Raw genomic sequence first — 25,602 nt, forward strand, 5'->3', positions numbered from 1 at the left:
AGTATCCCATGTGGGTGTGATGTAAATAAATAATTGCTACACAATTGCAAGTCCAAGACCTGCCCCTTCTACTGACCGATATTCAAAAAATTTCCGCTTTATAAAAAGCAAATCAAAAAACCTCTTTTGCCAATCTAATTCCCGTAACTTAACGGGCACAAAAATCATTTATGGTTTCAATCGAAATATCCATACTTCTTTTGACTTATTATATTTTTTAGCATTCGTTAATAAATTAACCCAAACATTATTTAAAAGAGACTCCGTCTATTTCCGTGTTACGCAAGAAATAGATAATCATAATTTTTGTCACTTATCGTCCATTGATACTATCGGACTAATTCTTTTATTTGTTATGCGGCATTAAAGGAGTTCTTTTCATAAGGTTCCCATTTCCATCGAAAGGTTTAACCGTGGAAAATGGGAATTGACCGTTGTGGATGTGATGGTGCCTCACATAGACGAATATGAACACTTACCAGAATTAAATTATTGGGATCATTTTCCACAATCAAAACGGTGTCCTAAGTATCTTAAAAGAAAAATGGGGAAATGAAAAAGAATTCAAGAAACCTTACTGTTCATACAGCTTGATTTTTGAATTCTTCTATTCATCGTTTGATTTAAAAAGAAAATGGGAATTGGTAGCTACCCCATTTTATTTAACCATTTCTTGAACAAGCTTTCGATTCTTCTTATAGAATACTTCATTGTGAGAAGAGACCATTGCAAAAGAATCTGCCTCCGGATCGATGTATTGTTTTGCCTTATTAACAGCATTGGCTGCATCTTGAAAGGCTCCGGCAATTAAGTTCAATTTTCCTTCATGTTTTAAAATATCTCCGGCTGCAAATAGACCCGGTACGGATGATTCACTCATGGGCGTTCCGTCGATGTAAAATTGCTCCGCTAGTTTTATATTAAGCTCACTTTCATTTAGTAGAGCAGAATCAATGTCAAATCCATGATTCACTACAACCTCATCGACTTCAATTTCTGTTACTTTCCCAGTGAAGCAATGTTCCAGTTGAACGCGTTCAATTCGATCTTCGCTTCCGGCAATTAATTTAGCAATTCGGGTTTTCGCTAAGCACTCTGCCGAACTGCATTGCAATTGATTTATTTGGGCTTCATGTCCTGTTAAACATGCTTTTCGATGGGTTACATATACCTTTTTTGCAATTGGCTCTAGTTCATTCGCCCAATCTATGGCAGAATTTCCGCCTCCAGAAATTAATACAATTTTATCTTTAAAATACTTCAAAGATTTTACGGTGTAATGCAAATTCGAAACCTCGAAGCGTTCTGCCCCTTCAATATTAAGTTTTTGATGCTTGATAATCCCGCTACCAATAGCCACAATCACCGTTTTCGATAAATGCTCACGTCCCGATTCAGCCTTTAAAATAAATAATCCTTCTTCATTTTTTGATATGGAAACAATTTTTTCATTTAAAACTACCTCAGGATTAAAAGTTAGACCTTGCTCCACAAGCTGATTAATTAATTTCGCTCCAGGTAGAGGTGCGAGACCGCCTACATCCCAAATCATTTTCTCCGGATAAATATGTATTTTCCCTCCGAGTTGTGATTGATATTCGACAATCTTTGTTTTCATTCCTCGTAATCCACTGTAAAAAGCAGAATACAGTCCAGCTGGCCCACCGCCTAAAATCGTTACATCAAAGCATTCTAATATACTCAAGTTGCTCTCTCCTTATCTGTAAAAAGCAAATTTATGTCTTTCTATTATAGAAAAATGTTGGTTGACAAATAATATGAATCACTTTATAGTTACATTGTAACTGATAACGATTATCAATATCAACAATTTATTTTTATCGGAGGCTACCTTATGGTTCTGCTCTACACGGATCATTTACATATCGGCTATGGTGAACGGTTAATTGTTAAGGATTTGTCTATTGAAATCCCTGAAAAACGAATTACCACTATTATAGGTTCTAATGGATGTGGGAAATCAACATTATTAAAGGCAATGACACGGATTATCCCTCACCAATCAGGTTCCATTATTCTTGATGGCAGAAGTATTACAAAAGAAGATACGAAAGATTTAGCCAAAAAGTTGGCAATTCTTCCGCAAACACCAGAAAGTGCAGCGGGGCTGACGGTTGGAGAATTGGTCTCATTTGGGCGCTTTCCATATCAAAAAGGGTTTGGGCGGCTTTCCAAAAAGGATTTGGAAGTCATTAACTGGGCTCTCGAAGTAACAGGAACGATTGATTATAAATATCTGCCTGTTGATTCCTTGTCTGGTGGACAACGTCAACGGGTTTGGATAGCAATGGCATTAGCACAAGAAACAGAAATGATCTTTCTTGATGAACCGACTACTTATTTAGATATGGCTCATCAATTGGAAGTGCTGGAATTATTGCAGAAGCTTAATGAAGAGCAAGAAAGAACTATTGTGATGGTATTACATGATATCAATCAAGCCTCCCGTTTCTCTGATAACATCATCGCTCTAAAAGACGGCCAAATTGTTAAATCTGGCGATTGTGAAGAGGTAATCACTCATCAAGTGCTAAAAGAAGTTTTTCATATTGATGCAGATATTGGCAGAGATCCAAGAACAAATAAACCTATTTGTATTACTTATAACTTAATAAAAGGAGAATATGAGAATGAAAAAGAGAATCATCCCGTTTTTAGTTATAGTGGTAGTGCTAATGCTTAGTGCTTGTACCAGCGGCAATGAAAATACATCAGGCGGTTCCAAAAAGGACCAAAAGAATGACACCATTACCTATCAATCTGAGAATGGTCCAGTTCAGGTGCCTGCCCATCCTAAAAGAGTTGTGGTTCTAGCAAGCTATGCGGGTAATGTAATGTCTCTAGGAGTTAATCTTGTTGGAGTCGATTCCTGGTCCAAGATGAATCCAAACTTTAAGGATAAATTAAAAGGGGTAGAAGAGGTTTCAGAGGATAATTTAGAAAAGATCATTGCATTAAAACCAGATTTAATTATTGGATTATCCACTACAAAAAACCTTGATAAATTGAAAAAGATTGCCCCTACCGTAACATTTACATACGGAAAAGTAGACTATTTAACACAGCATATTGAAATTGGAAAGCTCTTAAACAAAGAAAAAGAAGCTACTGACTGGGTAAATGATTTCAAGAAGCGTGCCGATGAGACTGGTAAACAAATTAAGGAAAAAATCGGAGAAAACGCAACCGTTTCTGTAATTGAAAACTTCGATAAACAACTATATGTATTTGGAAACAATTGGGGACGCGGAACCGAAATTTTATATCAACAAATGGGATTAAAAATGCCGAAAAAAGTGGAAGAAACTGCTTTAAAACCTGGCTATTATGCTATTTCACCAGAAGTACTGCCTGAATTCGCAGGTGATTATATCATCTTTAGTAAGAATTCGGATGGTGATACATCATTCCAAGAAACAAATACGTACAAAAATATTCCAGCTGTAAAAAATAAACATGTCTTTGAAGTGAATGCAAAAGCATTTTATTTCAATGATCCAATAACACTTGATTATCAGCTTAAATACTTCCAAAACGCATTTCTTGGTAAATAATCTGATTGTTGAGGGTGGCACGATTGTAATTGGGTCACCCTCTTTTCTTATTTTTAGTACATTGTTGCTTTTCGCATCTTTTAAATAAAAAAAGTTGGGGTGCTTATGTATAAAGCTAAAAGTTCAAAATCTATAATAATAAAATTTATTATTGTTTTCCTTTTATTAATGGGGAGTTTTCTTGTTGCAATGATTTATGGAGCTGCTAATACTAGTGTGAAGGAAGTGTGGCTGGCTATTACAACGAATGCTTCTTCAGATACCATCACCATGATTCGTGAAATCCGCTTTCCAAGGGAAGTAGCCGCTATTTTCGTTGGAGCAGCTCTTTCCGTTTCCGGAGCCATTATGCAAGGTTTAACGAGGAATCCGCTGGCAGACCCAGGCTTGCTGGGGTTAACAGCTGGAGCTAATGCCGCTCTTGCCATCATGATTGCCCTAATTCCTTCGGCCAATTACTATTTAATCATGTTTGCATGTTTTCTAGGAGCTGCGATTGGCGTTCTAATGGTATTTGGGATTGGGGCATTAAGAAAAGGTGGCTTTTCCCCGCTTCGAATAGTTTTAGCTGGGGCGGCTATCTCTGCTTTGCTGTATGGGATAGCAGACGGTGTAGGTTTATATTTTAAAATTTCAAAGGATGTTTCCATGTGGACTGCTGGTGGCTTATTAGGTGCTAATTGGAGCCAGCTAAAGCTAATAATTCCACTTGTTATGATAGGAATTATTATTTCGCTTTTATTTTCCAGACAGCTTACAGTGCTTAGCCTAAATGAAGAAGTTGCAATCGGATTGGGACAAAAGATTACTAGAATAAAAATCATCCTTTATATTATTATTATTTTACTTGCAGGTGCATCTGTTGCGATTGTTGGAAACCTAGCATTCTTAGGGTTAATGATTCCCCATATTGTTAGACAAATCGTGGGAACAGATTATCGATTTATTCTACCGATGTCTGCGATTTTCGGTGCAGCTTTTATGTCTATTGCCGACACGTTAGCACGTACCATTAATGCACCTTATGAAACTCCAATAGCTGCTATCGTAGCAATCTTTGGTCTTCCTTTCTTTTTATTTATTGTCCAAAAAGGAGGAAAAGCGATCTCATGATACACCCGTCCATACTAAAAAAACAGCGCATTATTATCACGATATTACTAGTTCTTATTATCCTTACCATTATTACTGGAATGAATCTTGGATATGCATCGATTCCCTTTAATCGATTAGTCCCTATCCTCTCCGGACAAGGTACATTTAATGAAAACTTTATCCTATTTTCTATTCGTCTACCCAGAATCATTATTACTTTATTAGCAGGTATGGCTTTATCTGTATCGGGGGCAATTCTACAAAGTCTCACCCGCAATGATTTAGCGGATCCTGGCATTATTGGAATCAATTCTGGGGCCGGTGTAGGGGTCGCTGTATTCTTTTTATTTTTGCCGATTACTTCTACCTCTTTTGCTTTTATGCTGCCAGTAGCAGCATTTATTGGGGCTCTGATTACCGCACTACTCATTTATATTTTCGCTTATAGTAAGAGCGTCGGCTTTCAACCGGTTAAGTTAGTTCTGGTCGGTGTAGGATTTTCCATGGCTCTCTCGGGAGTGATGATTGTATTAATTTCTGGAGCAGATAGAGATAAGGTTGATTTTATTAATAAATGGTTAGCCGGGAATATTTGGGGTACCGACTGGCCCTTTATCTGGGCAATTCTGCCTTGGATTCTTATTTTAATTCCATTTACATTATATAAATCGAACCGATTAAATATATTGAATCTGACAGAACCATCAGCGATTGGTGTTGGCTTAAACATTAAACGAGAGCGTTTTATTTTGCTTCTTGCATCTGTCGCATTAGCTGCCTCTGCCGTTTCTGTTACGGGGGGAATTGCTTTTATCGGATTGATTGCTCCCCATCTAGCAAAGTCGCTGATAGGGCCGAGAAGTCAACTTTACATGCCCATTGTCATTCTGATTGGGGGATGGCTATTAATACTTTCTGATACGATTGGCCGAAATCTTGTAGATCCTGATGGAATTCCCGCTGGAATCATAACCGCCATCATCGGTGCACCATACTTTTTATATTTATTATTAAAAGAAAGCCGATCATAATAGAAAAGACACCTTGCATTTGTCTGATTAGCAAGGTGTCTTTTCTGTTTTTTGTCAGTACATTTGAGGGACTCCATATTTTTATAGTCATTTCTATTAAAAAATCCCCTTATTTTACACCACTTAAGAAAAGTATAAAGAGATTGAAAACAAAAGGGAATCCTCCTGTTTATGTTTTCCATGCATTGTATCATCCAGTAACATAAGGTCATTTATATAACGATATTTTAAACCACTTACATATCAGAGTAATATGATGAAAAATACTATAAGCGTGACCTAATCCTGCACCCCACTAGGCTATCGAACAGGTCAAGATGGATTACAGTCTCTTCCTAATATGCTTCACAATGTTAATCGAAACAGAACTTCATCCCCAAAAACCTATATAATCTGAATAGTAAAACACTCATAACAAAAAACCCCTTGCCATTGACAAGGAGTTTTCTCTATTTATTAGAAGTTTATATAGTTTCTTGGATTGACTGCGTTGGAATGGGATGCTGTCCATTCTCCAACGTAGAATTCAAAGTGTAAATGCTGTCCATAAGCTTCGCCGGTTTCTCCCATGTAGCCAATAACTTGGCCTTTATGCACGGATTGCCCATTTGAAACGAGTCGATTTCTCATATGTGCATATACGGTTGTATATACATTACCATTTACGACATGAGTAATCATCACACAGTTACCGTAGCTGTCTGATAAGTAAGAGCGAAATACAACACCGTCTCCTGCTGCTACAATTGGCACTAATCCGCCTTGGGCTATATCAATACCGGAATGGAAGCCGTCGGCATCAAAGGATCGATTACCAAATTCAGAGGTAACCCGTCCAACCGCCGGACGCATAAAAGTTCCTGAAGTTACGGATGGAGTACTAGCTGACCCACTGGCAGATCCTCCACCGCCAGAGCTAGTGGAACTACCACCGCTACTAGTGTTACCACTGCTACTAGAATTACTACTGCTTCCGCTGCTTTGAGAACGTTGTTTTGCTGCCCTCTCGGCTGCTGCTTTTTCCGCTGCTTCACGGGCAATTCTATCCTTTTCAAGTTTTATCGCTTTCGCAATTGCACTCTTTTGAGCCGCTAAGTTTTCTTTTTCTTCTTGAAGAGACATTTTTTGTGATTCTAGCTGTGTTTTCTTCTCTCCCAATTGTTTAAGAATCTCTGCTTTTTTTGCTTGTTGCTGATTTAAGTTACTCTTTAAGCTTTGTAGTTCATTGACCATGCCACGAAGATCTTTTAATTTTTTCTCTACTTCAGCCTTCTGTTGAACAAGAACATCTTGATCTTTCTTTTGTTGATCCATTATTTCTTTATCTGCGCTTACAAGTGTGGTAACTGCTGATAAGCGGTCAATGAGATCACTAATACTTTCTGCATCTAAAATTACATCTAGATAGTTCACCGAGCCGCCATTCGTCTGCATAGCGCGTGCTCGTTGTTTTAACAACTGATCACGTTCTTGGATTCGCTTCGTTAATTCCGCGATACTGTTTTGTAAAGTCGTAATTTGCTTTTGTGTGTCATTTATTTGAGTTTGCTTTTCGCCAATCTTTTTATCTGTACTGGCAATCTGCGATTCTATTTGTCTCATTTGTGTTGCTAAATCAACCTGTTTTCCGCTGATATCCGATATTTGTGCATCTTTTTTATCTATACTCGAATTAACGCTAGAACTCTTCTCTTCTACTTGCTTTTTTTGATTTTGAAGGTCATTAAGCTTAGAAGCAAATGCGTTTGAATGATAGGTAAAAACTAAAGGCAATACTAGCACAATAGAAAACAATGAACGTTTTTTCAATGACTTAACCCCTCTCACTCTTTCCAAGCTATATGTATATAATCAGGAACGAAAAGTACCTACTCTTTTTTTGTACTCTCCGTTCATGATGACTGTCTTACTTGAAATATGTTATTTATTATTTTTAGTTTCCTTCATTACACTTTTAAGAAACGGCGTATGGACATCGCACTTCCCCATATACCAATAAAAATTCCAATCACTAATAGCAGTGCACTCACTTCAAATATAAATGGGCTGAAGTTCAAGATTTGAATGAATTGGCCCATCAATCGCGGAGCAATTATTTTATGTGCATAGTAGTAGCCGACAGAAACAATTAAAATTGGTAAAATCGAGCCTAGTATTCCAAGCCAAATTCCTTCCATGACTAACGGCCAGCGGATAAACCAATTTGTTGCTCCTACTAATTTCATAATCTCAATTTCTTTTCTTCTGGCAAAAATCGTGATTTTAATAGTGTTAGAAATTAAGAACATCGCTGTAAATAGCAAGCCCACTACTAAAACTAACCCTACATTTCTACTTATCTTCAACACATTAAATAATTTTTCTACTTTACCTTTACCGTAAATAGCCGATTCTACATGATCCATTTTTTCTATCTGTTTGGCTACTTTCGGAGTATCCGTTGGGTTCTTCGTTTTTACGACAAATACGTCATATAAAGGATTGTCTTGTTTGAATAATTCGAAGTCCTTCCCCATTTTCTTAATCAAGTCCTGTAACTCTTCCTCTTTCGATGAAAAAGTAATGGACTTTACTTCTGGGATATTTTGAATTTGGTTATGCATATTGGTTTGATCCTGCTTAGTAGCAGTTAAATCTATATGGACCCGAATCTCAACGTCATTTTCAATATCTGATGCCACCTTGTTCATATTCATCATAATAACGAAGAAAACGCCTACTAGTAATAAGGTAATGGTAACTGCACTTGCTGACGCAAACATCATCCAGCCGTTACGACCAAGGCTCTTCAGACTCTCACGGAGATGACGCTGAAATGTTCTAGCTTTCATATCCGTATTCCCCCCGACTTTCGTCGCGAACGATTTTTCCACCTTCGATTGCAATAACACGATGTCTAATCGTATTGACAATATCGCGGTTATGAGTTGCCATCACAACAGTCGTTCCACGCTCATTAATTTCTTCAAATATCCTCATAATATCCCAAGATGTTTCCGGATCAAGATTTCCTGTAGGCTCGTCTGCAATCATTACACGTGGTCGATTAACGATGGAACGCGCAATCGAAACCCGCTGCTGCTCGCCCCCGGAAAGCTCGGTTGGAAGCATTCGTGCTTTATGTTTTAAACCAACAAGATTCAGAACGTCCATCACACGTTTTTTGATTGATTTTGGAGGTTCTTCAATTACTTCCAACGCAAAGGCTACATTTTCAAAAACAGTAAGTGTTGGCAGCAACTTAAAATCTTGAAACACAACACCTATCTGTCTGCGAAAATATGGGATTTTACTATTTTTCAGTTTAGAAAGATTAATACCATTTACCATAATGGAGCCGTCTGTTGCTTTTTCCTCACGGTATATCATCTTAATAAAAGTTGACTTTCCTGCACCACTAGGACCAACGACATAGACGAATTCTCCTTGTTTTATATGCACGTTCAGGCCATTGGCTGCAATAACTCCATTTGGATACTTTTTATAAACATTTTGCATTTCTATCATCTAATCACCTATCTTTACTGTAATCTTCTTTCTAAGTTGCAGAAAAAATCTGTATTCAGTGATTAACTATTTTCGTCAAATTTTAAACCTCTATCAAAAAATAGCAAAAAACATCGTAATTCATCGAAATGAATCACAGAATTATTATAACATCCCAATACCAGTAAGCATATTACATTTTTATTTCAAACCTTGGAATTTACTTGTAATTATATAGTTTTGAAGTTTGTTCTTTGCCGTATATGATTGCTTTTGGATATAGATGAAGTGTAATTAAAGCATAGAAGTAATAATTATTCGGAATCGACAGACCGAAATCATTGTCGAAAAGCCCAAAACCTGGTAGAAACGGCCCAAATAATACCTTTCAATGGATTGGGAATATAGGTCTAACGACTCACTTCAGGTCTAAAGATTTACTCGAACTCCGAGTTCTTCTTATAACTATAAAAAAGACCTGATGATAAACATCAAGTCTTTACGAAATTATTTTTTGCTTGCTAACCAATCCGCAATGGTTTCAGCGTCTTTACCGCTGTATAAACCGGCTGGCATTGCTCCGTTACCTTTACCTTTTTTAATGATGTTTAAAATTTCATCTTTACTATATTTAGACCCTACTTTTTGCAACTTTGGACCAACATTACCGGCTAAATCTTTGCCATGGCATGAAGAGCATTTTGCATTAAAAAGCTTTTGCGCATCACCGGCATTTGCAGTTGTAGTAGTTTTGTTCGTATTGTCGCTTGGTTTACCTGTATCCTTCGTTTTGCTTGAACAAGCAACCATTGCAAACGCAAGCATAACAATCATTACTACTCCGATTACTTTTCTTTTCATCCTTTTTTCCTCCTTAGGAATGGAAAATGCTTCTTGCATTTCCAGTATAACAAGACTAGTTTTTTTTGAAACCTTCCCCAAGTACCTCAAATGCATCCATAACAACGACAAATGCAGTTGGATCAAGACTTTTCACCAATTGTTTCAACTTTATGAACTCTGTCTGATCTACTACACACATGAGTACGGGTTTTTCACTTTCCGTAAATCCCCCATATGCTGATAGTTTTGTCACACCACGGTCAATTTTATTCAAAATACCTTCACGAATTTCTTGTTGTTTATCCGTAATAATTAAAGCTGTTTTGGAACGGCTAATGCCAATCTGTACAAGATCAATCGTTTTACTAGTAACAAATAGCCCAATCAGTGCATACAATGCTTTTTCGATATCAAACACGAATGCTGCGGATAACACGACAAGTCCATCAATGATGACAACACATGTCCCAAGTGTCAAACCTGAAAATTTATGAATAATTTGGGCTGCCAAGTCAGTGCCTCCTGTAGAGGCTTTTCCCCTAAAAACAATACCTAGTCCAAGACCAACCCCAACCCCACCAAATATAGCACCTAATAGTGGATCTTTGGTCCAAGGCTCCATATGTTCTGTTAAAAAGACAACAAAAGGTAAAAAAATAGTACCAACAAGCGTTTTCACCCCAAATTGAAAACCTAAAAAGATAATGCCTGCAATAAATAACGGAATGTTAAACGCCCATTGAACATAGGCAGGCTTCCAACCAAATACCCCGTGTAAAATCGTACTGATGCCGCTTACTCCGCCGGATGCAACTTCATTGGGGAGTAAAAAAACATTAAAGGAAATAGCTATAATCGCTGATCCAATCAATATGTATATGTATTCCAATATTTTTGTTTGAACTTTATTTTCTTTTATTTCCCCTCTTGATTTCTTCATGTATTATCCCCTTCTATGTTGTGATAGACTTTCCGACAGAGAGTATAGCATGGGGGTGATAGAGGTGTCTACATAGACATAGTTTTTATTTAAACAAAAAACACTCATGCCTATTGTTCCTTGGCATAAGTGTTTTATTCTTAGGAAAGTCGAAAACGTAGATAAGCGTTGATAAATGGATCAATATCTCCATCCATGACGGCTTGAACTTTCCCGCTTTCTGTATTGGTGCGGTGATCTTTCACCATGGAGTATGGGTGGAAAACGTAGGAACGAATTTGACTTCCCCAGCCGATTTCCTTTTGTTCCCCGCGAATTTCTGCTAATTGCTTTTCTTTTTCTTCAATTTCGCGTTGATACAGTTTTGCTTTTAACATACTCATTGCGGTTTCGCGGTTCTTAATTTGGGAACGCTCTGACTGACAGGACACAACGACACCGGTTGGAATATGTGTAATCCTCACCGCAGAGTCGGTTGTATTAATGTGCTGACCACCGGCTCCACTGGATCGATACGTGTCGATTCGAAGATCCTCTGTTCGAATATCAATTTCGATATCGTCATCAAATTCCGGCATTACTTCACAGGAAACAAAGGAAGTATGACGGCGGCCTGATGAGTCAAAAGGAGAAATACGGACTAAACGATGAACGCCTTTTTCCGCTTTTAAATATCCGTATGCATTATGGCCCTTAATTAACAATGTGACACTTTTAATTCCTGCTTCATCACCTGCTAGATAATCAAGAGTTTCTACTTTGAAGCCTTTCTTTTCACCCCAGCGTGTATACATTCTAAGCAGCATAGAACCCCAGTCCTGAGACTCGGTTCCGCCGGCACCTGGATGAAGTTCTAGGATTGCATTGTTTTTATCATAAGGCTCGCTTAATAAAAGCTGTAATTCAAACTCATTTAAACGAGTAACAAGTTCGTGAAGTTCCGATTCCAGCTCAGCATGCAATTCCGAATCCTCTTCTTCTTTTACTAGGTCATGAGTTAGCTCAAGATTCTCTTGTGTATCTACCAGTTCCTTATACTCATTCACTAAATCTTTTAAGCCATTTGCTTCGTTTATGACCTTTTGAGCACCTTGTTGATCGTTCCAAAAATTTGGTTCGAGCATAATTTCATCTAATTCTGCAATGCGGGCTTCTTTGTTTTCGAGGTCAAAGAGACCCCCTAAAATCCGCTAATTTCTTAGCTGTTTTTTCAAGTTCCGATCTAATTTCAAATAATTCCATATCATTTCACCTCATGTTGATTTCAAATACGTAAACGCCTCGATAATCGGCGTACGAATTATGGTATCCGTTCGCGAGCTGATGTTTACCCGCAAGAAGAGACGAGTAATCCGCTAGCCGATGTAGTCCTTTATTTTAAAGTAACTTCTATGTGACAAGAAATCGGAATCGCCTTGGTTAGTCTGGAGAGACGATTCCGAAATAATTCAGTGTAAAATATTAAAGATTTTTCCCATGACATTGCTTATATTTTTTCCCGCTTCCGCATGGGCAAAGAGCATTTCGGCCGATATCCTGTTTCTTTCTAACAGGCTTTTTCTTAACAGTTTCACCATCTTCCTTTGGATTAACCGCTTGGCCTTTCGCTACCTCTTCACGTTGTAGGTTGTTACGAATTTCCGCCTTCATGATATATTTAGCCGCATCCTCTTCAATGGCCATAACCATTGATTCAAACATAGCAAAACCTTCACTTTGATATTCACGAAGCGGATCGACTTGTCCGTAAGCACGTAAATGAATACCTTGGCGCAAATGCTCCATTGCATCAATATGATCAATCCATTTCGTATCCACAGCTCGAAGAAGAACAACCTTTTCAAATTCGCGCATTTGTTCAGAGCCTAGTGATTCCTCTTTTTGATCATAATCCTTTTTCACTTTTTCAAAGATAAGATCCACCATTTCCTCTGGCTCTTTGCCAAGGAAATCGTTCGCAGATACAGCACCTTCTTGTAAAAGATTACCGTGTACAAAATCTACAAGTCCTTGCAGATTCCAATTTTCTTCATCTTCGTTCCTAGGTGTATGAATGTCAACTGCACGTTCAATTACTCTTTTGATCATATTTTCTACAATATCACGAAGATTTTCGGAATCGATAACTTCATTACGTTGATTGTAAATAATCTCACGTTGTTGGCGAAGCACATCATCATATTGCAATAGCTGCTTACGTGCATCAAAGTTATTACCTTCCACACGTTTTTGTGCAGATTCAACCGCTCTAGATACCATCTTACTTTGGATAGGCTGTGAGTCATCCATTCCTAGTCTCTGCATCATATTCTTCATATTATCAGAACCGAAACGGCGCATCAATTCATCTTCCATAGATAGATAAAATTGTGTAATACCAGGATCCCCTTGACGTCCTGAACGTCCGCGGAGCTGATTATCGATACGGCGAGATTCATGACGCTCAGTACCAATAACAGCAAGACCGCCAAGTTCTACGACACCTTCTCCAAGCTTGATATCAGTACCACGCCCCGCCATGTTCGTTGCAATAGTTACGGAACCTTTTTCACCTGCAAGAGCAATAATTTCAGCTTCACGTTCATGATTTTTCGCATTCAAGACGTTATGTCGAATGCCTTTTTTCGATAAATATTGAGAAATTAATTCCGATGTTTCAATTGCCACGGTACCAACGAGGACTGGCTGCCCCTTTTTATGACGGGCTGCAATATCTTCCACCACTGCACGGAATTTACCATCCATAGTAGCGTAAATTAAATCTGGACGGTCATCACGGGCAATAGGTTTGTTTGTCGGAATAACAATAACCCTCATATTATAAATATTACGGAATTCCTCTTCTTCCGTTTTCGCTGTACCCGTCATCCCGGCAAGCTTTTCATACATACGGAAATAGTTCTGGAACGTAATTGTCGCCATGGTCATACTTTCATTTTGAATTTCTACCGCTTCTTTTGCTTCAATCGCTTGATGCAATCCATCACTGAAACGGCGGCCCTTCATTAAACGACCAGTAAATTGGTCAACGATAACAATTTCTCCGTCTTGCACCACATAATCCACATCGATATGCATCGATACATTTGCTTTTAAAGCCTGATTGATATGATGGTTCAATGTTACATGATTAATATCAAACAAGTTTTCAATTCCAAAAGAACGCTCTGCCTTACTGATTCCTTCCTCTGTTAACTGAACACTTTTAGTTTTTTCATCATAAGTATAATCTTCTTCTTTTTTCAATGTACGAACGAATGCATTAGCTTGAATATAAAGATTGGTTGACTTTTGTGCCTGTCCGGAAATGATTAATGGTGTACGAGCCTCGTCAATTAAGATGGAGTCAACCTCATCAATAATCGCAAAATGAAGTGGTCTTTGTACCCTCTGCTCTCTATATAAAACCATATTGTCACGAAGATAGTCGAAACCAAATTCATTATTTGTTCCATACGTAATATCCGCCGCATATGCCTCTTGTTTTTCTTCACTGGACATACTGTTGAGATTCAACCCTACAGTTAATCCTAAAAAGTTATATAGCTGACCCATTTCCGTTGCGTCACGGGTAGCCAAATATTCATTGACTGTTACGACGTGTACACCTTTACCGGATAGAGCATTCAAATAAACAGGCATCGTTGCTGTTAACGTTTTACCTTCACCTGTTTTCATTTCAGAGATGTTCCCTTCATGTAGGGAAATACCACCCATCAGCTGAACATGATATGGGTACAGCCCAAGCACACGGCGTGCCCCTTCTCGAACAACTGCAAATGCTTCCACTAATAAATCATCTAAAGTTTCACCTTTTTGATAGCGTTCTTTAAATTCCTCCGTCTTTTCACGAAGCTGATCATCAGATAACTTCTCCATATCAGAGGCTAATTGCTCAATTTGATTTGCTAACTTATCTAGACGCTTAATTTCGCGTTTATTTGCATCAAAAACCTTTTCTAAAAATGCAACCATCCATAACGCTCCTTTATCATCAACTGTGAGAGGTATTTATTAAGGCCGTCTCTTAAAGCACCAATTTGTCACTCCTGAAGGCGACAACCGAATAAACATCTCTAATGTGGACAGGTTTGACCGGCCATTATAAGAAAAGATGACCCGAAATGTAGTCTATAACCATTTATATACATTCTGTACGGATTCAAAAAAATCCTCTCACACGACATGCCAATTATACTACTTATTAAATTTTAACATTTTAACCTATGAAGTGACAACCAAAGAGGTGAAGTGGATTGCGGGGAAAAGGAAGTTTTTATGGTAATTTTAAGTGGATATAAGAACCCTTGTTGTGTTTCTGTACCGAAATGGGCTATTTTTCTATATTTACAAACGTACGTTATTAGTGAAGATTGCGGTGATATTGAGTATTTATTTCTAAATAACGGACTCAGGATCCGCTTAGGAGCTCGCATACTGACGCATATAAAAAAGCAAGTGCTCCATCATCAGCACTTGCCTTTAAAAATTAATTTCCTAAGAAAATTGCTCCATATACTAACGCTCCACCAATCACATATACGGGGCTAACCTTCCATTTTTCTAACAATAATAAACTTACAATTCCGATAATCGCTGTTTGAACTATTCCAACACCTTTATAGGAGGTTGTAAAAAAGTCAATTGTCATAACTCCTAATAAAACTGCAATAGCCGGACGTACCAGCTTCGTCATGTTTTTAACTTTATTTGTGTCTTTGAATTTCATTAGAATTCCGAGGAGTGCAATGATTAAGATTAGAGAAGGGGCAACACATGCGAATAATGCTATGATAGCACCTAGCACCCCGCCCTGTGCATAGCCGATATACCCAGCCATCTTCGTTGCAATCGGTCCAGGCAAAGCATTTCCAAGTGCCACTATCTCACTAAATTCATGAACCGAAAACCAGCCGTAACGATCTACTACCTCATTTTCCAGAAGAGGAATCGTTGCAGGTCCACCTCCATATCCTAGAAGGTTCGCCATAAAATTCGCTAAGAAAATCTGCCAGTATATCATGATGCCTTCACCTGCTTTTCTTCCTTCTTATTTTTAGTAAGGAGTGCGGAACCAAGCAGACCAATTATTAAAATAGCGGGATGAATACCTAATACTTGCATCACCACAATACTGATAATAAGAAGAATAATTGTTGCAGTCCATCCCATGGTACTTTTCGATTTTTTGATAAAATCCCATGTCAAGACACCTAACATGACTCCGGCAATTGGAATTACCGCTTTGGACATTCCATTTACCCAAGGCTTATCTTTGTAAGCATTTAATACGGTTAAAAAAATAATCAATAATACAACGGTAGGCAGTACGGTTCCTACTAGTGCGCTTAACATTCCCCAAAAGCCACCAACTCGCCAGCCAATATAACCTGACATTTTCGTATTGATAGGGCCTGGAAGAGTGTTCGCCAATGCCAAGATGTCGGAGAACTCATCATCATCCATCCACTTATACGTTTCCACTACTTCTCTTTTCATAAGGGGGATTGCCGATAGTCCTCCGCCATACCCAAGCATTCCTGACCGGAAAAAGGCAACAAATATATCCCAAGATTTCACATTATCACATTCCTTTTTTTGTCTCTTTCACTGTTGTTTTAGTTTGAGACTCCATTCCAAAAACGATTCAACTATATTTTACGTGATGACCGACCTTAACCCTATGGAGAGCAAGGTCAATCATTTTTACTTTTTAAATTTAAAAAATCTAATATACCGCAATGGAACCATCTGTTCTCGATTCGGTTCCACCCATTAAAACACCTGTTACAGGGTCGCGCCAAATCACTTGCCCACGGCCAAAGCCTCCTCCATCGGTTGCAATTTGAATTTGATGACCTTTTCGCACTAATGCCTGTGCGATATGATTTGGAAAATGACATTCCACTTGAATTTTCTTTCCCTCTATCCACTGCCAGCGCGGTGCATCAAGTGCCGCCTGCGGATTCAAATGAAAATCAATCGTATTCATAATGACTTGGAAATGTCCTTGTGGCTGCATATATCCCCCCATTACCCCAAATGGCCCGACAGCTTCCTTACCTTTCGTTAAAAATCCGGGAATGATAGTATGGTAAGTCTTCTTACCAGGCTTTAATGCATTGGGATGTTCTGGGTCTAATGAAAAATCTGCTCCACGATTTTGTAAAGCTATTCCGGTGCCTGGCACCACAATACCGGATCCAAATCCCATGTAATTACTTTGGATGAATGACACCATATTGCCTTCCCCATCTGCAGCCGCTAAATAAACTGTTCCTCCGCTTGGTGGAGTGTAAGGCTGAGGAGTGATTGCTTCCTCCCCAATTAATGCGCGCCGCTCTGCAGCATACTCCTCAGATAAAAGATGATCCACTTCCACTCGCATATGTTGGATATCCGAAATATGCGCTTTCCCATCCGTAAATGCAAGCTTCATTGCTTCAATTTGTTTATGATAAGTATCTACCGTTTCTTTTTCCGTAAATTCAAATCCACTGGCAATGTTTAGAGCCATGAGTGCAACTAATCCTTGCCCATTTGGCGGAATTTCCCAAACATTGTAGCCACGATAATTGGTAGAAATCGGTTCTACCCATTCAGCATGATACGCTTCTAAATCCTCTTTCGATAAATATCCATTATATTTTTGCACGTAATTTGCAATTTTTTCTGCTAATGGACCACGATAAAAGCTTTCCGCATTTGTTTCTGCAATTTCCCTTAGTGTACTCGCATGACCGGGAGAGCGCCAAATTTCACCGATTTCCGGAGCCCTCCCATCAGGTGCAAATGTTTCAAACCACGATTGAAACTCTTCTCCAGTCATATTTTGTTTATAATTTCGGTATGCGGACTTCCAATACTTTCCGAGAATTGGCGTTAAAGGATATCCTTCCTCGGCATAACGAATTGCAGGTTCGAGTACTTCTTTTAGCGACAACCGACCAAACTTCTTCGAAAGCTCCGCCCACCCGGATGGAGTACCAGGCACAGTGACAGGCACCACACCATGAACAGGCATTTTTTCATATCCGCGTTCACGGAGAGCTTCAATCGAAATCGATTTTGGCGAAGGCCCGCTGGCATTTAATCCATGAAGCTTTCCTTCTGTCCATACTAGTGCAAAACAATCAGACCCAATTCCATTGGACGTAGGTTCCACAACTGTTAAGGCGGCTGCAGTAGCAATCGCTGCATCAATGGCATTTCCGCCTTTGCGAAGAATCTCAAGTCCTGCATGGGCAGCTAGCGGTTGTGAGGTGGCAACCATCCCATTTTTTGCAAAGACAGTATTTCTTGTAGATGGATACGGCTGGTATAAGTGATCAAGATTCACGTTCTACACTCCCCTTTTTGTGTTCAATTGTAAAGCAAAATTATTATTTTCTTTAACAAACGTAATCTCTATCTATGATTATAGTAAATTTTCATCTTTATGACTACTATTTTTCTACAAAATTCTTAATCTTTCACGAAAATGGGGATCTGCACGAAACCGCACGAGGATTTATGCAAATGACTGTGATCGGACCGATTTTTCTCGCGAATGGACCGAAACTGCTTTAGAACGGACCGACTTTTCTTCCAATCGGACCGAAAAAGACTGTCAACGGACCAAATTAGGTAATTAGTCCTACTCAATGATCAAATCGTACTAAAGCTTCAATCCATTCCTACTCTTAAATCTCCGCAATAAAATATTACTCTCCACCCTTGTGATACCTTCTAAATTATAAAGTTCATTGTTAATGAAGTGTTCAAGGCTTGTGAAGTCATCCACCAGCACATGCATATGTAAAGTACTTGGACCAGTCATTTGATAACAGCTTGCAACACTTGGATTGTCCGCTAATTTTTGAGCAACCTCCACTAAATAAGCAGGTTCACAATCCACTTCGAAAAAAGCGGAAACTTGTTTTCCTATTTTCTCCGAATTAATGACAACTGAAAATTTTTCAATTACACCATGATTCATTAGCTGATGGACACGCTCACGTACTGCTACCCGGGATAAATTTAATTGCTTACCGATATCCGCATACGATAAACGCCCATTCTCTGTTAAAAGCTGTAATATTTTACGATCGATATCATCTATTTTCATGTACACACCCCATGTATGATTTTTTTTTACTATTATACAGTAACTTGACCAAACTATAGCAGTACAAATACGTGCGTCTTATATCAAAAAAATCCGCAACCACTTGGTCACGGATTTTTTTCTACCTATTTTGTTTCAATTAAACCGTATTTGCCATCTTTTCGACGGTAGACAATATTGGTTTGATTTGTTTCAGAGTCTGTGTAGACAAAGAAATTATGCCCGAGAAGGTTCATTTGCAGTACAGCTTCTTCACTATCCATCGGTTTTAAATCAAATTGCTTAGTTCGGACAACCTCTAAGTCATTTTCATCCTCATCTACTTGAACACTAGTGGCAACATTGGATGCAAAGAACTCTCTTTGGTTGCCATTTTCACGGAGTTTTCGGTTTACTTTTGTTTTATGTTTACGGATTTGTCTTTCCAATTTATCAGTTATTAAGTCAATAGCAGCATACATGTCCTCATTCACTTCTTCAGCTCTTAATACAAGCTGTGGAAGCGGGATGGTGACTTCTACCTTAGAAGATTTGCCTTGATATACCTTTAAATTCACATGAACATTGGTATCAGGCACCTCATTAAAATAACGTTCTAATTTACTTACTTTCTTTTCAACATATTCCCTTATTGCTGGAGTTACCTCAATGTTTTCGCCACGAATGTTGTAGTTCATCATATGGACTCCTCCTAATTTGGCTGCGTCTTCATGAAATCTGGGCTTGTCTTGCCGAGACTTTAGAAAACACATTACCTTTTTTTAATGCTATGACTATATATTTCTATTATACACGTCTATATTCCTGCTTAAACCTAAAAAGATTTTTGTCGAATTTCTCGGGAAATATTAAAATTTGTCGAAATGTCACTTTTTCACTAGGACAATGTCCTAAAATAATTTCCAATATTAAGGCATATACCCAAACAGCTTATGCCTCTTTAACATATCCTTTAGTGAAAATGTTTAATAAAAATATAAATTTTGAGGAGGAAAAAGAATGCATCCTGATTTTCAACATGGATATGGTGTACCAGTACAAGATGAAAGAATTTGGGGCAGACCCGGGTTTGGCTGGGGGAGACCTGGCTTTGGTTGGGGGAGACCTTGGGGATTCGGAAGACCATTCGGCTTTGGGTTCGGAGCGCCATTCTTAGGCGGCCTTGCAGGAGGATTAGCTGCGGGTGCCTTATTAGGTCCTGGATTATATGGTGGCTGGGGCTATCCTGGTTATGGATTTGGATATCCAGGAGTATTTTGGTAAGAATTGTGTAAAAGAGGCTTTTTTTAAGCCTCTTTATTCTTATAATTTATAATGATAGATCATTTTAAATTAATAACAAAATCAAGATCTACCACAGCTTCATTTCTTTCAATGCGAGCTTTGATTTCCTGAATCCAATGCTGGAGCCTTGCATTCCTTTCTTCCATCGGCACCTTTTTACTAAAAACTGCATATAGTTCAATATCCCTTTGCTTTAAAAACAACGGAATCGTTTCTAAGCATTCTTGGGAAAGTTCATTTTCCTCACGATACCCTTCCAAAAAAGCCTTTAAAAATTCTTTTGCAAATTCATTCCGTTCCAATTTGGTTCCAAAATAATGCTTGCTAATGGTCGAATAATACAACGGAATTGCAATATCAACTGCAAAATAATGATAGCAGGAATCATCAAAATCGAATACGTGAATGGTTTCTCCATCATAGAAAAAATTTCCACTGTGGATATCTGTGTGAAGCAGCCCGTAAGATTCTTGGGTTATAGGTAATTTTTCAATTTCTTGTATCACTTTAAGTGCAGCAGCCAAAGCCTCTTTATCCTCTTTCGGATAATAGTACTCCAATTCCAATAAGTCATTACCATTCCAATGAGAACGAGGCTGAATATTCGCCCCTGGTCGATATTCCTTTGTAACACGATGCATTTTACCTGTGACTTTCCCCCAAATACGGAAAAGCTTTTCATCAAAATCCTCTACCTTAACCGGTTTACCCGGTGCTTTTTCAAACAAACTTGCATAAAAAAAGGAATCCTCTGCCTCAAATGCTTCCACTGTTTTTCCATTCGGTGATATAAATACTGCTGGAATGCTAATTCCATGACTATGTAAATATTGAATCCAATCGAGCTCCGATTCCAACTCTTTTTGTGAACGATGCGAACTATGGGTGATCCTTAAAATTTTAGCCACTCCATTTTGATATACCTCAAACGCATAATTCTCAAAATCTCCTAGCTTCTTCACATTAGAATCTAATTGATAAGTTGCTAATATTTTATTTAAGATTTCCGTTGTAAATTGTTTTTCTACTGAATGTTCCATGAATCTTTCCTCCCATATCCAAATACTTGCCAAAATATATATATTTGACATGGGGTAGAGTTTGACCTGCTTGGAAATTTATTCATTACATAAAAAATATCCCCAATGAGAGGATATTGAACTAATGAAATTAATATTTATGATTTAAAATAATTCCAAGTATAATAAACTTTAAATATTCAATGGTGTCTGAATTTCTTTTATCAATTAAATATAAATGATGGATTAATTCAATTACTTTATTTCTCTTTAATTGACACATAATTAACGTAATGGCCTCCATTCCTGTTAGCCTTATCGTTTCCTCTATAGTAACCTTGATTGAAATTACAGTATCGAACTCCAGATACTTCTGTAATAAGGATTTTATTTGGTTGTCGCTTAATCGAACTTTTGAGTAAAATGAGGGAAAATCATCGCTAATTTCCTGATCAAATAAAATCATGGTGGCCACGCCCTTTTTTAATAAATGATTTATCAATTCCATTACAATTTTCGCAAAATAAAAAACCATTTCAATTAGGGTAAATTGAAACGGCCTTAAAAACAAATCTAACTATGTCTTTTTGTTTTAATAAGGTCCCTTGCAAAATTCAATTATTTTAACACACTTTAGTATATTACTCTAATACAGGACATATTTCGACAATTTTCATAAATAATTCACTAAATAAAATAATACAAAATTCGACAAAAAATAAAAAAACAAGAGAATCTACTCTTGTTTCAATCATTTACTTAATTACCGCATCTTTTATTTTTTGCTACTATTTCAGCTGCTTGTATGACTGTACTCAGAATATTAGTGGCACCCTGCCGATCCGCTGTATATGCTGCGCGAATATAAGGACTGCTGTCCTTATTTACAATATAATGTGGAGGCAATTTATTAAGAGAAATCGCTAATATATCATTTCTGCATCTTTTACAGGTGCATGATAAGTGCAGCTGTTCGATATTCTCATCTAGAACATTTTTCACGATTTCTTCCATTACATTGTAGATAGGCATATGTATTCCTCCAGCTGCATAAAAAGTCTTTTACAATTAATGTAATTATAAAGTAAATGTATAAAATTGTATATATATTACAAAAAGAAAAGATCTCCCAATTAGAGATCTTCAGCGAATTAATGATTATTCAATAGTTCTCCATGTTCGATTAGAAATTTTTCAAATTCATGCTTCGACATTGGTTTGGCAAAATAATATCCTTGTATTTCATCACAGCTCATTTCCTTTAATATTTTGAGCTGATTCTCCTCTTCAACACCTTCTGCTACTACTTTAAATCCTAGTGTATGAGATAGTGAAATAATCGAACGAATAATTTCCGCATCTATATGGTTAGCTAGAATTCCTTGAATAAACGAACGATCAATCTTAAGAAAATCAATCGGTAATGATTTAATATACCTTAAAGAAGAATAACCTGTACCAAAATCATCTAAAGAAATACTAATCCAAAACTTCTTTAACATCTTTAATTTATCTATTGCTTCATCGATATTGTAAAGGGCTATTCCCTCTGTAATTTCTAGATTCAAATACTCAGAGGATAATTGACATTCTTCCAATATTCGCTCAATCATAGGTACAAAATCATTTTGCAAAAATTGTTTTCCAGATATATTCACACACACTTGCATTGGTGAATACCCTTTTTGCTGCCATTCTTTATTTTGTCTGCAGGCTGTTTCCAACACCCATTTACCAATTGGAACAATTAAACCTGTTTCCTCTGCAATAGGAATAAATTCTGCTGGTGAAACACTGCCAAGCACAGGGTCATTCCATCTAGCTAAAGCCTCCATACCGGTTATCTGCTTTGTATATAAATCTAATTTTGGTTGATAAAAGATTTCTAATTGATTTTGTTCAAAGGCTATTCTTAATCTTTGTTCCAACTGCATCCTGCGATTAGAAATTTCACTGAAGGCAGAAGTATAAAAGCGAAATTGATTTCTGCCGAATTCCTTTGCAAAATGAAGGGCAGCGCTTGCATTTTTTATTAGCTCCTCCAAAGACTCACCCTTTTCCGACACGGCAATACCAATACTTACTGCTGTCCTTATTTCATGTTCTTCAAGCTGTAAAGGTTCCGTAAAGCGTGTTAATAATTGTTGGGCTAATGCTTCGGCTTGACTATGGGTTAAACGGGGCAGATAAAGAATGAATTCATCTGCACCCGCACGAATAACGGTCCCAACCTCTTTTATCGCATCTTTTAATCTTCTTGTTGTCACTAATAGGACCTGATCCCCAACATGGTGACCGTAAGAATCATTGATTAATTTAAACCTATCGAGATCAAAGAACATCAAACAAGTAGAGCTGCTTTGATTTTTCACCTCGCGGAAACGTTGAGAAAGATGATATTGAACAAAATTCATATTAGGAAGCTTAGTTAATGGATCATGATACGCTAGGGCTTCTAATTCTGCCTTCATTTTTCGTTTTTCTGTCATATCTAAAATTATTCCAAGGACAGCCCTCAACCCATTAATAGTAGTTTTCATTGCTTGGAATTCCAGGTACTTCACTTCACCACTAGCGTCTCTTATTTGGAATTCTTCCTGAAAGAGTGGTACTTTTCCCTCTTCTAGAAGTTGAAATTGAATGAATAATCGCTTTCGTTCATCCTCCCGAATAAACTTAAGAAAATTAGTCCCAAGTAAATCGTCCTCTGTCACTCCTAGAATATTGGTAACCCATTCATTCACATACACCAACTGTTTCTCTTGAATTACATAAACTCCTAAGAATGCCTTTTCTAACAAACTAGTGTACGTACCTTCTACTTTTGATAATGCTTGTTTAACGTCAATAGACCGACTTGACTCGACATCCCCCACCCCAAGGCAGGTACATACCACATGTATTCCATGATATTCCCCCTTGATTAGGATCGGTAACTTCACGATTTTCCAAAGCGATTGGTCAGGAAAATGAATCGTATAGGTATGAGATTCTAAAGTCCTATAAACCTTTTCAATAGCTAAATCTACATGCTCTTTATATTCACTTGAAACAAGCGAGCTAAATGGCTGACCAACTAATTTGGTAAAATCACCTGATTGAAATGGGGTATCAATGGACAGGATATTTCCTTCCTCATTCAATAAAGCGATAAAGAATAAGTTATTTATTTCCTTTAAACGGTTAGTAACTTTTGTAGTCATGGTTATTTCTCCAAGCATAAAAGTAGTATGGCATTCTGTAAGTGTTGAGAAAATCACCTGATACCAGGTAATCAGTTTTATAGGCGGATTCAACTTCCCTTTGATCAATTCTTTCCAAGTTGCTCAAGCCGGATTAAGGGACTCTCGAATAACCCTTTTCTTTTTAATTCGATTCCTCCAAAATTACGTGTGGAGAAGTACTAAATTTCAATAGAAAAATACATGCTGCTACTTTTTCATTTTACTTTTATTCACTTATTTTCGCTTATCGTAAAAGAAACCGTCTGTTTGCATATTTTCATATGGGTTAATATATCTTTTCATGGATGTTTTTTTCTTCGATAATCCATTAATATCCTCTTTGATATCTTGTTTTATTCTAAGTAGTAGTTTATCAAGCTCTTTTTGTTGCTCAATAAGCTGTTTTCCCACTAACACTTCCTTCTCGGTAAAAGGTGGCTTTATTAAAGGCAATAACTGTTCTCTTTTATTAAGCAATTCTTGCATTTTTTCCATTGCCTTATCACGGTGTTCCGAAGTGACTTGTTTTAATGTCGTAATTAACTCATCTGTAAGAACAAAACAGGCTTCGACCGCATTCATTATGCTTGTCCACCTTTTCCATTATATTGTTGCTGACGGTTTAGTTGGATAACCTCTTTCCAAGTGTCGCGGAATTCTGTAATAAGTTCTTCCACTTCGTTTAAAATAGAGGAATCATTTTTTATATTTGATTCTATTAAACGACGATTGATGTAATCATAAAGTGACATCATTTTTTTAGAAATATCATATTCCATCTTCAACGTAACCATAAGTTCATGGATGATATTTTGTGCCTTTTGAATGTTTATATTTTTTTCTTGAATGTTCTTTTGTTCAATCGATGCTTTTGCAAGATTAATAAATTTTAAACATCCATTATATAACATTAAGGTTAACTCACCAGGTGCAGCAGTTGTTACAGAATTATTTTGGTATGCCTGGTATGGGTTATATACTGCCATCGGTAGTCTCTC

At 37.5% G+C, this 25,602-nt stretch carries 24 protein-coding genes; 5 read left to right on the forward strand and 19 right to left on the reverse strand.

The window, feature by feature from the left end; translation table 11 throughout:
- Nucleotides 1-658: 658 nt before the first annotated feature.
- Complete coding sequence (locus CWO92_RS03880) at nt 659-1,705, reverse strand: NAD(P)/FAD-dependent oxidoreductase (RefSeq protein WP_101352887.1); 1,047 nt, start codon at nt 1,703-1,705, stop codon at nt 659-661.
- A 150-nt stretch (nt 1,706-1,855) separates the two neighbouring features.
- Here CWO92_RS03880 and CWO92_RS03885 point away from each other — a divergent pair, with 150 nt between their 5' ends.
- From CWO92_RS03885 to CWO92_RS03900, 4 genes are all read left to right on the forward strand, one after another.
- Complete coding sequence (locus CWO92_RS03885) at nt 1,856-2,704, forward strand: ABC transporter ATP-binding protein (protein WP_101352888.1); 849 nt, start codon at nt 1,856-1,858, stop codon at nt 2,702-2,704.
- Nucleotides 2,652-3,575, forward strand: coding sequence for an iron-hydroxamate ABC transporter substrate-binding protein (locus CWO92_RS03890; RefSeq protein WP_101352889.1), 924 nt, complete (start codon nt 2,652-2,654; stop codon nt 3,573-3,575). The genes CWO92_RS03885 and CWO92_RS03890 overlap by 53 nt, the downstream gene beginning before the upstream one ends.
- Nucleotides 3,576-3,680: 105 nt before the next feature.
- Nucleotides 3,681-4,688, forward strand: coding sequence for a FecCD family ABC transporter permease (locus CWO92_RS03895; protein WP_101352890.1), 1,008 nt, complete (start codon nt 3,681-3,683; stop codon nt 4,686-4,688).
- Nucleotides 4,685-5,701: a FecCD family ABC transporter permease gene (locus tag CWO92_RS03900; RefSeq protein ID WP_101352891.1), complete on the forward strand. Its 1,017-nt coding sequence runs from the start codon at nt 4,685-4,687 to the stop codon at nt 5,699-5,701. Before CWO92_RS03895 ends, CWO92_RS03900 begins: the two co-directional genes overlap by 4 nt.
- A gap of 456 nt (nt 5,702-6,157) precedes the next feature.
- On the opposite strand, the gene CWO92_RS03905 is transcribed toward CWO92_RS03900, so the two are convergent.
- From CWO92_RS03905 to hpf, 12 genes are all read right to left on the reverse strand, one after another.
- Nucleotides 6,158-7,510 carry a murein hydrolase activator EnvC family protein gene (locus CWO92_RS03905; protein WP_101352892.1) on the reverse strand — a complete coding sequence of 451 codons (1,353 nt, stop codon included), beginning with the start codon at nt 7,508-7,510 and terminating at the stop codon, nt 6,158-6,160.
- A gap of 137 nt (nt 7,511-7,647) precedes the next feature.
- Complete coding sequence (gene ftsX / locus CWO92_RS03910; protein WP_101352893.1) at nt 7,648-8,532, reverse strand: permease-like cell division protein FtsX; 885 nt, start codon at nt 8,530-8,532, stop codon at nt 7,648-7,650.
- The gene (gene ftsE, locus CWO92_RS03915) at nt 8,522-9,208 is read right to left on the reverse strand and encodes a cell division ATP-binding protein FtsE (RefSeq protein ID WP_101352894.1); all 687 of its coding nucleotides are present in this window, start codon (nt 9,206-9,208) and stop codon (nt 8,522-8,524) included. Before ftsE ends, ftsX begins: the two co-directional genes overlap by 11 nt.
- 486 nt (nt 9,209-9,694) lie before the next feature.
- Complete coding sequence (cccB, locus tag CWO92_RS03920; protein WP_101353113.1) at nt 9,695-10,048, reverse strand: cytochrome c551; 354 nt, start codon at nt 10,046-10,048, stop codon at nt 9,695-9,697.
- Between the two features lie 55 nt (nt 10,049-10,103).
- The gene (locus CWO92_RS03925; protein ID WP_101352895.1) at nt 10,104-10,970 is read right to left on the reverse strand and encodes a YitT family protein; all 867 of its coding nucleotides are present in this window, start codon (nt 10,968-10,970) and stop codon (nt 10,104-10,106) included.
- Between the two features lie 140 nt (nt 10,971-11,110).
- Nucleotides 11,111-12,212, reverse strand: a protein-coding gene (gene prfB, locus CWO92_RS03930) for a peptide chain release factor 2 (RefSeq protein ID WP_101352896.1) whose coding sequence is annotated in 2 segments (ribosomal slippage) — nt 11,111-12,139 and nt 12,141-12,212 — 1,101 coding nt in all. Because the reading frame shifts where the segments join, the coding sequence is not laid out codon by codon here.
- A 219-nt stretch (nt 12,213-12,431) separates the two neighbouring features.
- A complete protein-coding gene (gene secA, locus CWO92_RS03935) occupies nt 12,432-14,945 on the reverse strand; it encodes a preprotein translocase subunit SecA (protein ID WP_101352897.1) in 2,514 nt (837 codons plus the stop codon).
- Nucleotides 14,946-15,459: 514 nt separating this feature from the next.
- The gene (locus CWO92_RS03940) at nt 15,460-15,993 is read right to left on the reverse strand and encodes a chromate transporter (RefSeq protein ID WP_101352898.1); all 534 of its coding nucleotides are present in this window, start codon (nt 15,991-15,993) and stop codon (nt 15,460-15,462) included.
- Nucleotides 15,990-16,550, reverse strand: coding sequence for a chromate transporter (locus CWO92_RS03945; protein ID WP_101352899.1), 561 nt, complete (start codon nt 16,548-16,550; stop codon nt 15,990-15,992). Before CWO92_RS03945 ends, CWO92_RS03940 begins: the two co-directional genes overlap by 4 nt.
- 148 nt (nt 16,551-16,698) lie before the next feature.
- Complete coding sequence (locus tag CWO92_RS03950; RefSeq protein ID WP_233269955.1) at nt 16,699-18,309, reverse strand: gamma-glutamyltransferase family protein; 1,611 nt, start codon at nt 18,307-18,309, stop codon at nt 16,699-16,701.
- Between the two features lie 318 nt (nt 18,310-18,627).
- Nucleotides 18,628-19,077 (reverse strand): Lrp/AsnC family transcriptional regulator, encoded by a 450-nt coding sequence (locus CWO92_RS03955; protein ID WP_101352900.1) that lies wholly within the window; start codon nt 19,075-19,077, stop codon nt 18,628-18,630.
- 125 nt (nt 19,078-19,202) lie between these two features.
- Nucleotides 19,203-19,757, reverse strand: coding sequence for a ribosome hibernation-promoting factor, HPF/YfiA family (gene hpf / locus CWO92_RS03960; RefSeq protein ID WP_101352901.1), 555 nt, complete (start codon nt 19,755-19,757; stop codon nt 19,203-19,205).
- 319 nt (nt 19,758-20,076) lie between these two features.
- Here hpf and ymaG point away from each other — a divergent pair, with 319 nt between their 5' ends.
- Nucleotides 20,077-20,340, forward strand: a complete 264-nt coding sequence (gene ymaG, locus CWO92_RS03965) for an inner spore coat protein YmaG (RefSeq protein WP_101352902.1) — start codon at nt 20,077-20,079, stop codon at nt 20,338-20,340.
- 59 nt (nt 20,341-20,399) lie between these two features.
- On the opposite strand, the gene CWO92_RS03970 is transcribed toward ymaG, so the two are convergent.
- From CWO92_RS03970 to fliS, 6 genes are all read right to left on the reverse strand, one after another.
- Nucleotides 20,400-21,401 carry a phosphotransferase enzyme family protein gene (locus tag CWO92_RS03970; RefSeq protein WP_101352903.1) on the reverse strand — a complete coding sequence of 334 codons (1,002 nt, stop codon included), beginning with the start codon at nt 21,399-21,401 and terminating at the stop codon, nt 20,400-20,402.
- A 130-nt stretch (nt 21,402-21,531) separates the two neighbouring features.
- On the reverse strand, nt 21,532-21,846 hold the full coding sequence (locus CWO92_RS03975; RefSeq protein WP_158176435.1) for a hypothetical protein: 315 nt from the start codon (nt 21,844-21,846) through the stop codon (nt 21,532-21,534).
- A 293-nt stretch (nt 21,847-22,139) separates the two neighbouring features.
- Nucleotides 22,140-22,412 carry a late competence development ComFB family protein gene (locus CWO92_RS03980; protein WP_101352905.1) on the reverse strand — a complete coding sequence of 91 codons (273 nt, stop codon included), beginning with the start codon at nt 22,410-22,412 and terminating at the stop codon, nt 22,140-22,142.
- Nucleotides 22,413-22,531: 119 nt separating this feature from the next.
- Nucleotides 22,532-24,583 carry an EAL domain-containing protein gene (locus CWO92_RS03985; protein WP_165786598.1) on the reverse strand — a complete coding sequence of 684 codons (2,052 nt, stop codon included), beginning with the start codon at nt 24,581-24,583 and terminating at the stop codon, nt 22,532-22,534.
- Nucleotides 24,584-24,838: 255 nt separating this feature from the next.
- Nucleotides 24,839-25,186: a flagellar protein FliT gene (gene fliT / locus CWO92_RS03990; RefSeq protein WP_101352907.1), complete on the reverse strand. Its 348-nt coding sequence runs from the start codon at nt 25,184-25,186 to the stop codon at nt 24,839-24,841.
- Complete coding sequence (fliS, locus tag CWO92_RS03995) at nt 25,186-25,590, reverse strand: flagellar export chaperone FliS (protein ID WP_101352908.1); 405 nt, start codon at nt 25,588-25,590, stop codon at nt 25,186-25,188. The genes fliT and fliS overlap by 1 nt, the downstream gene beginning before the upstream one ends.
- Nucleotides 25,591-25,602: the final 12 nt, after the last annotated feature.

The organism is Heyndrickxia camelliae (genome assembly GCF_002844575.1).
GTDB classification, from domain to species: domain Bacteria; phylum Bacillota; class Bacilli; order Bacillales; family Bacillaceae_C; genus Margalitia; species Margalitia camelliae.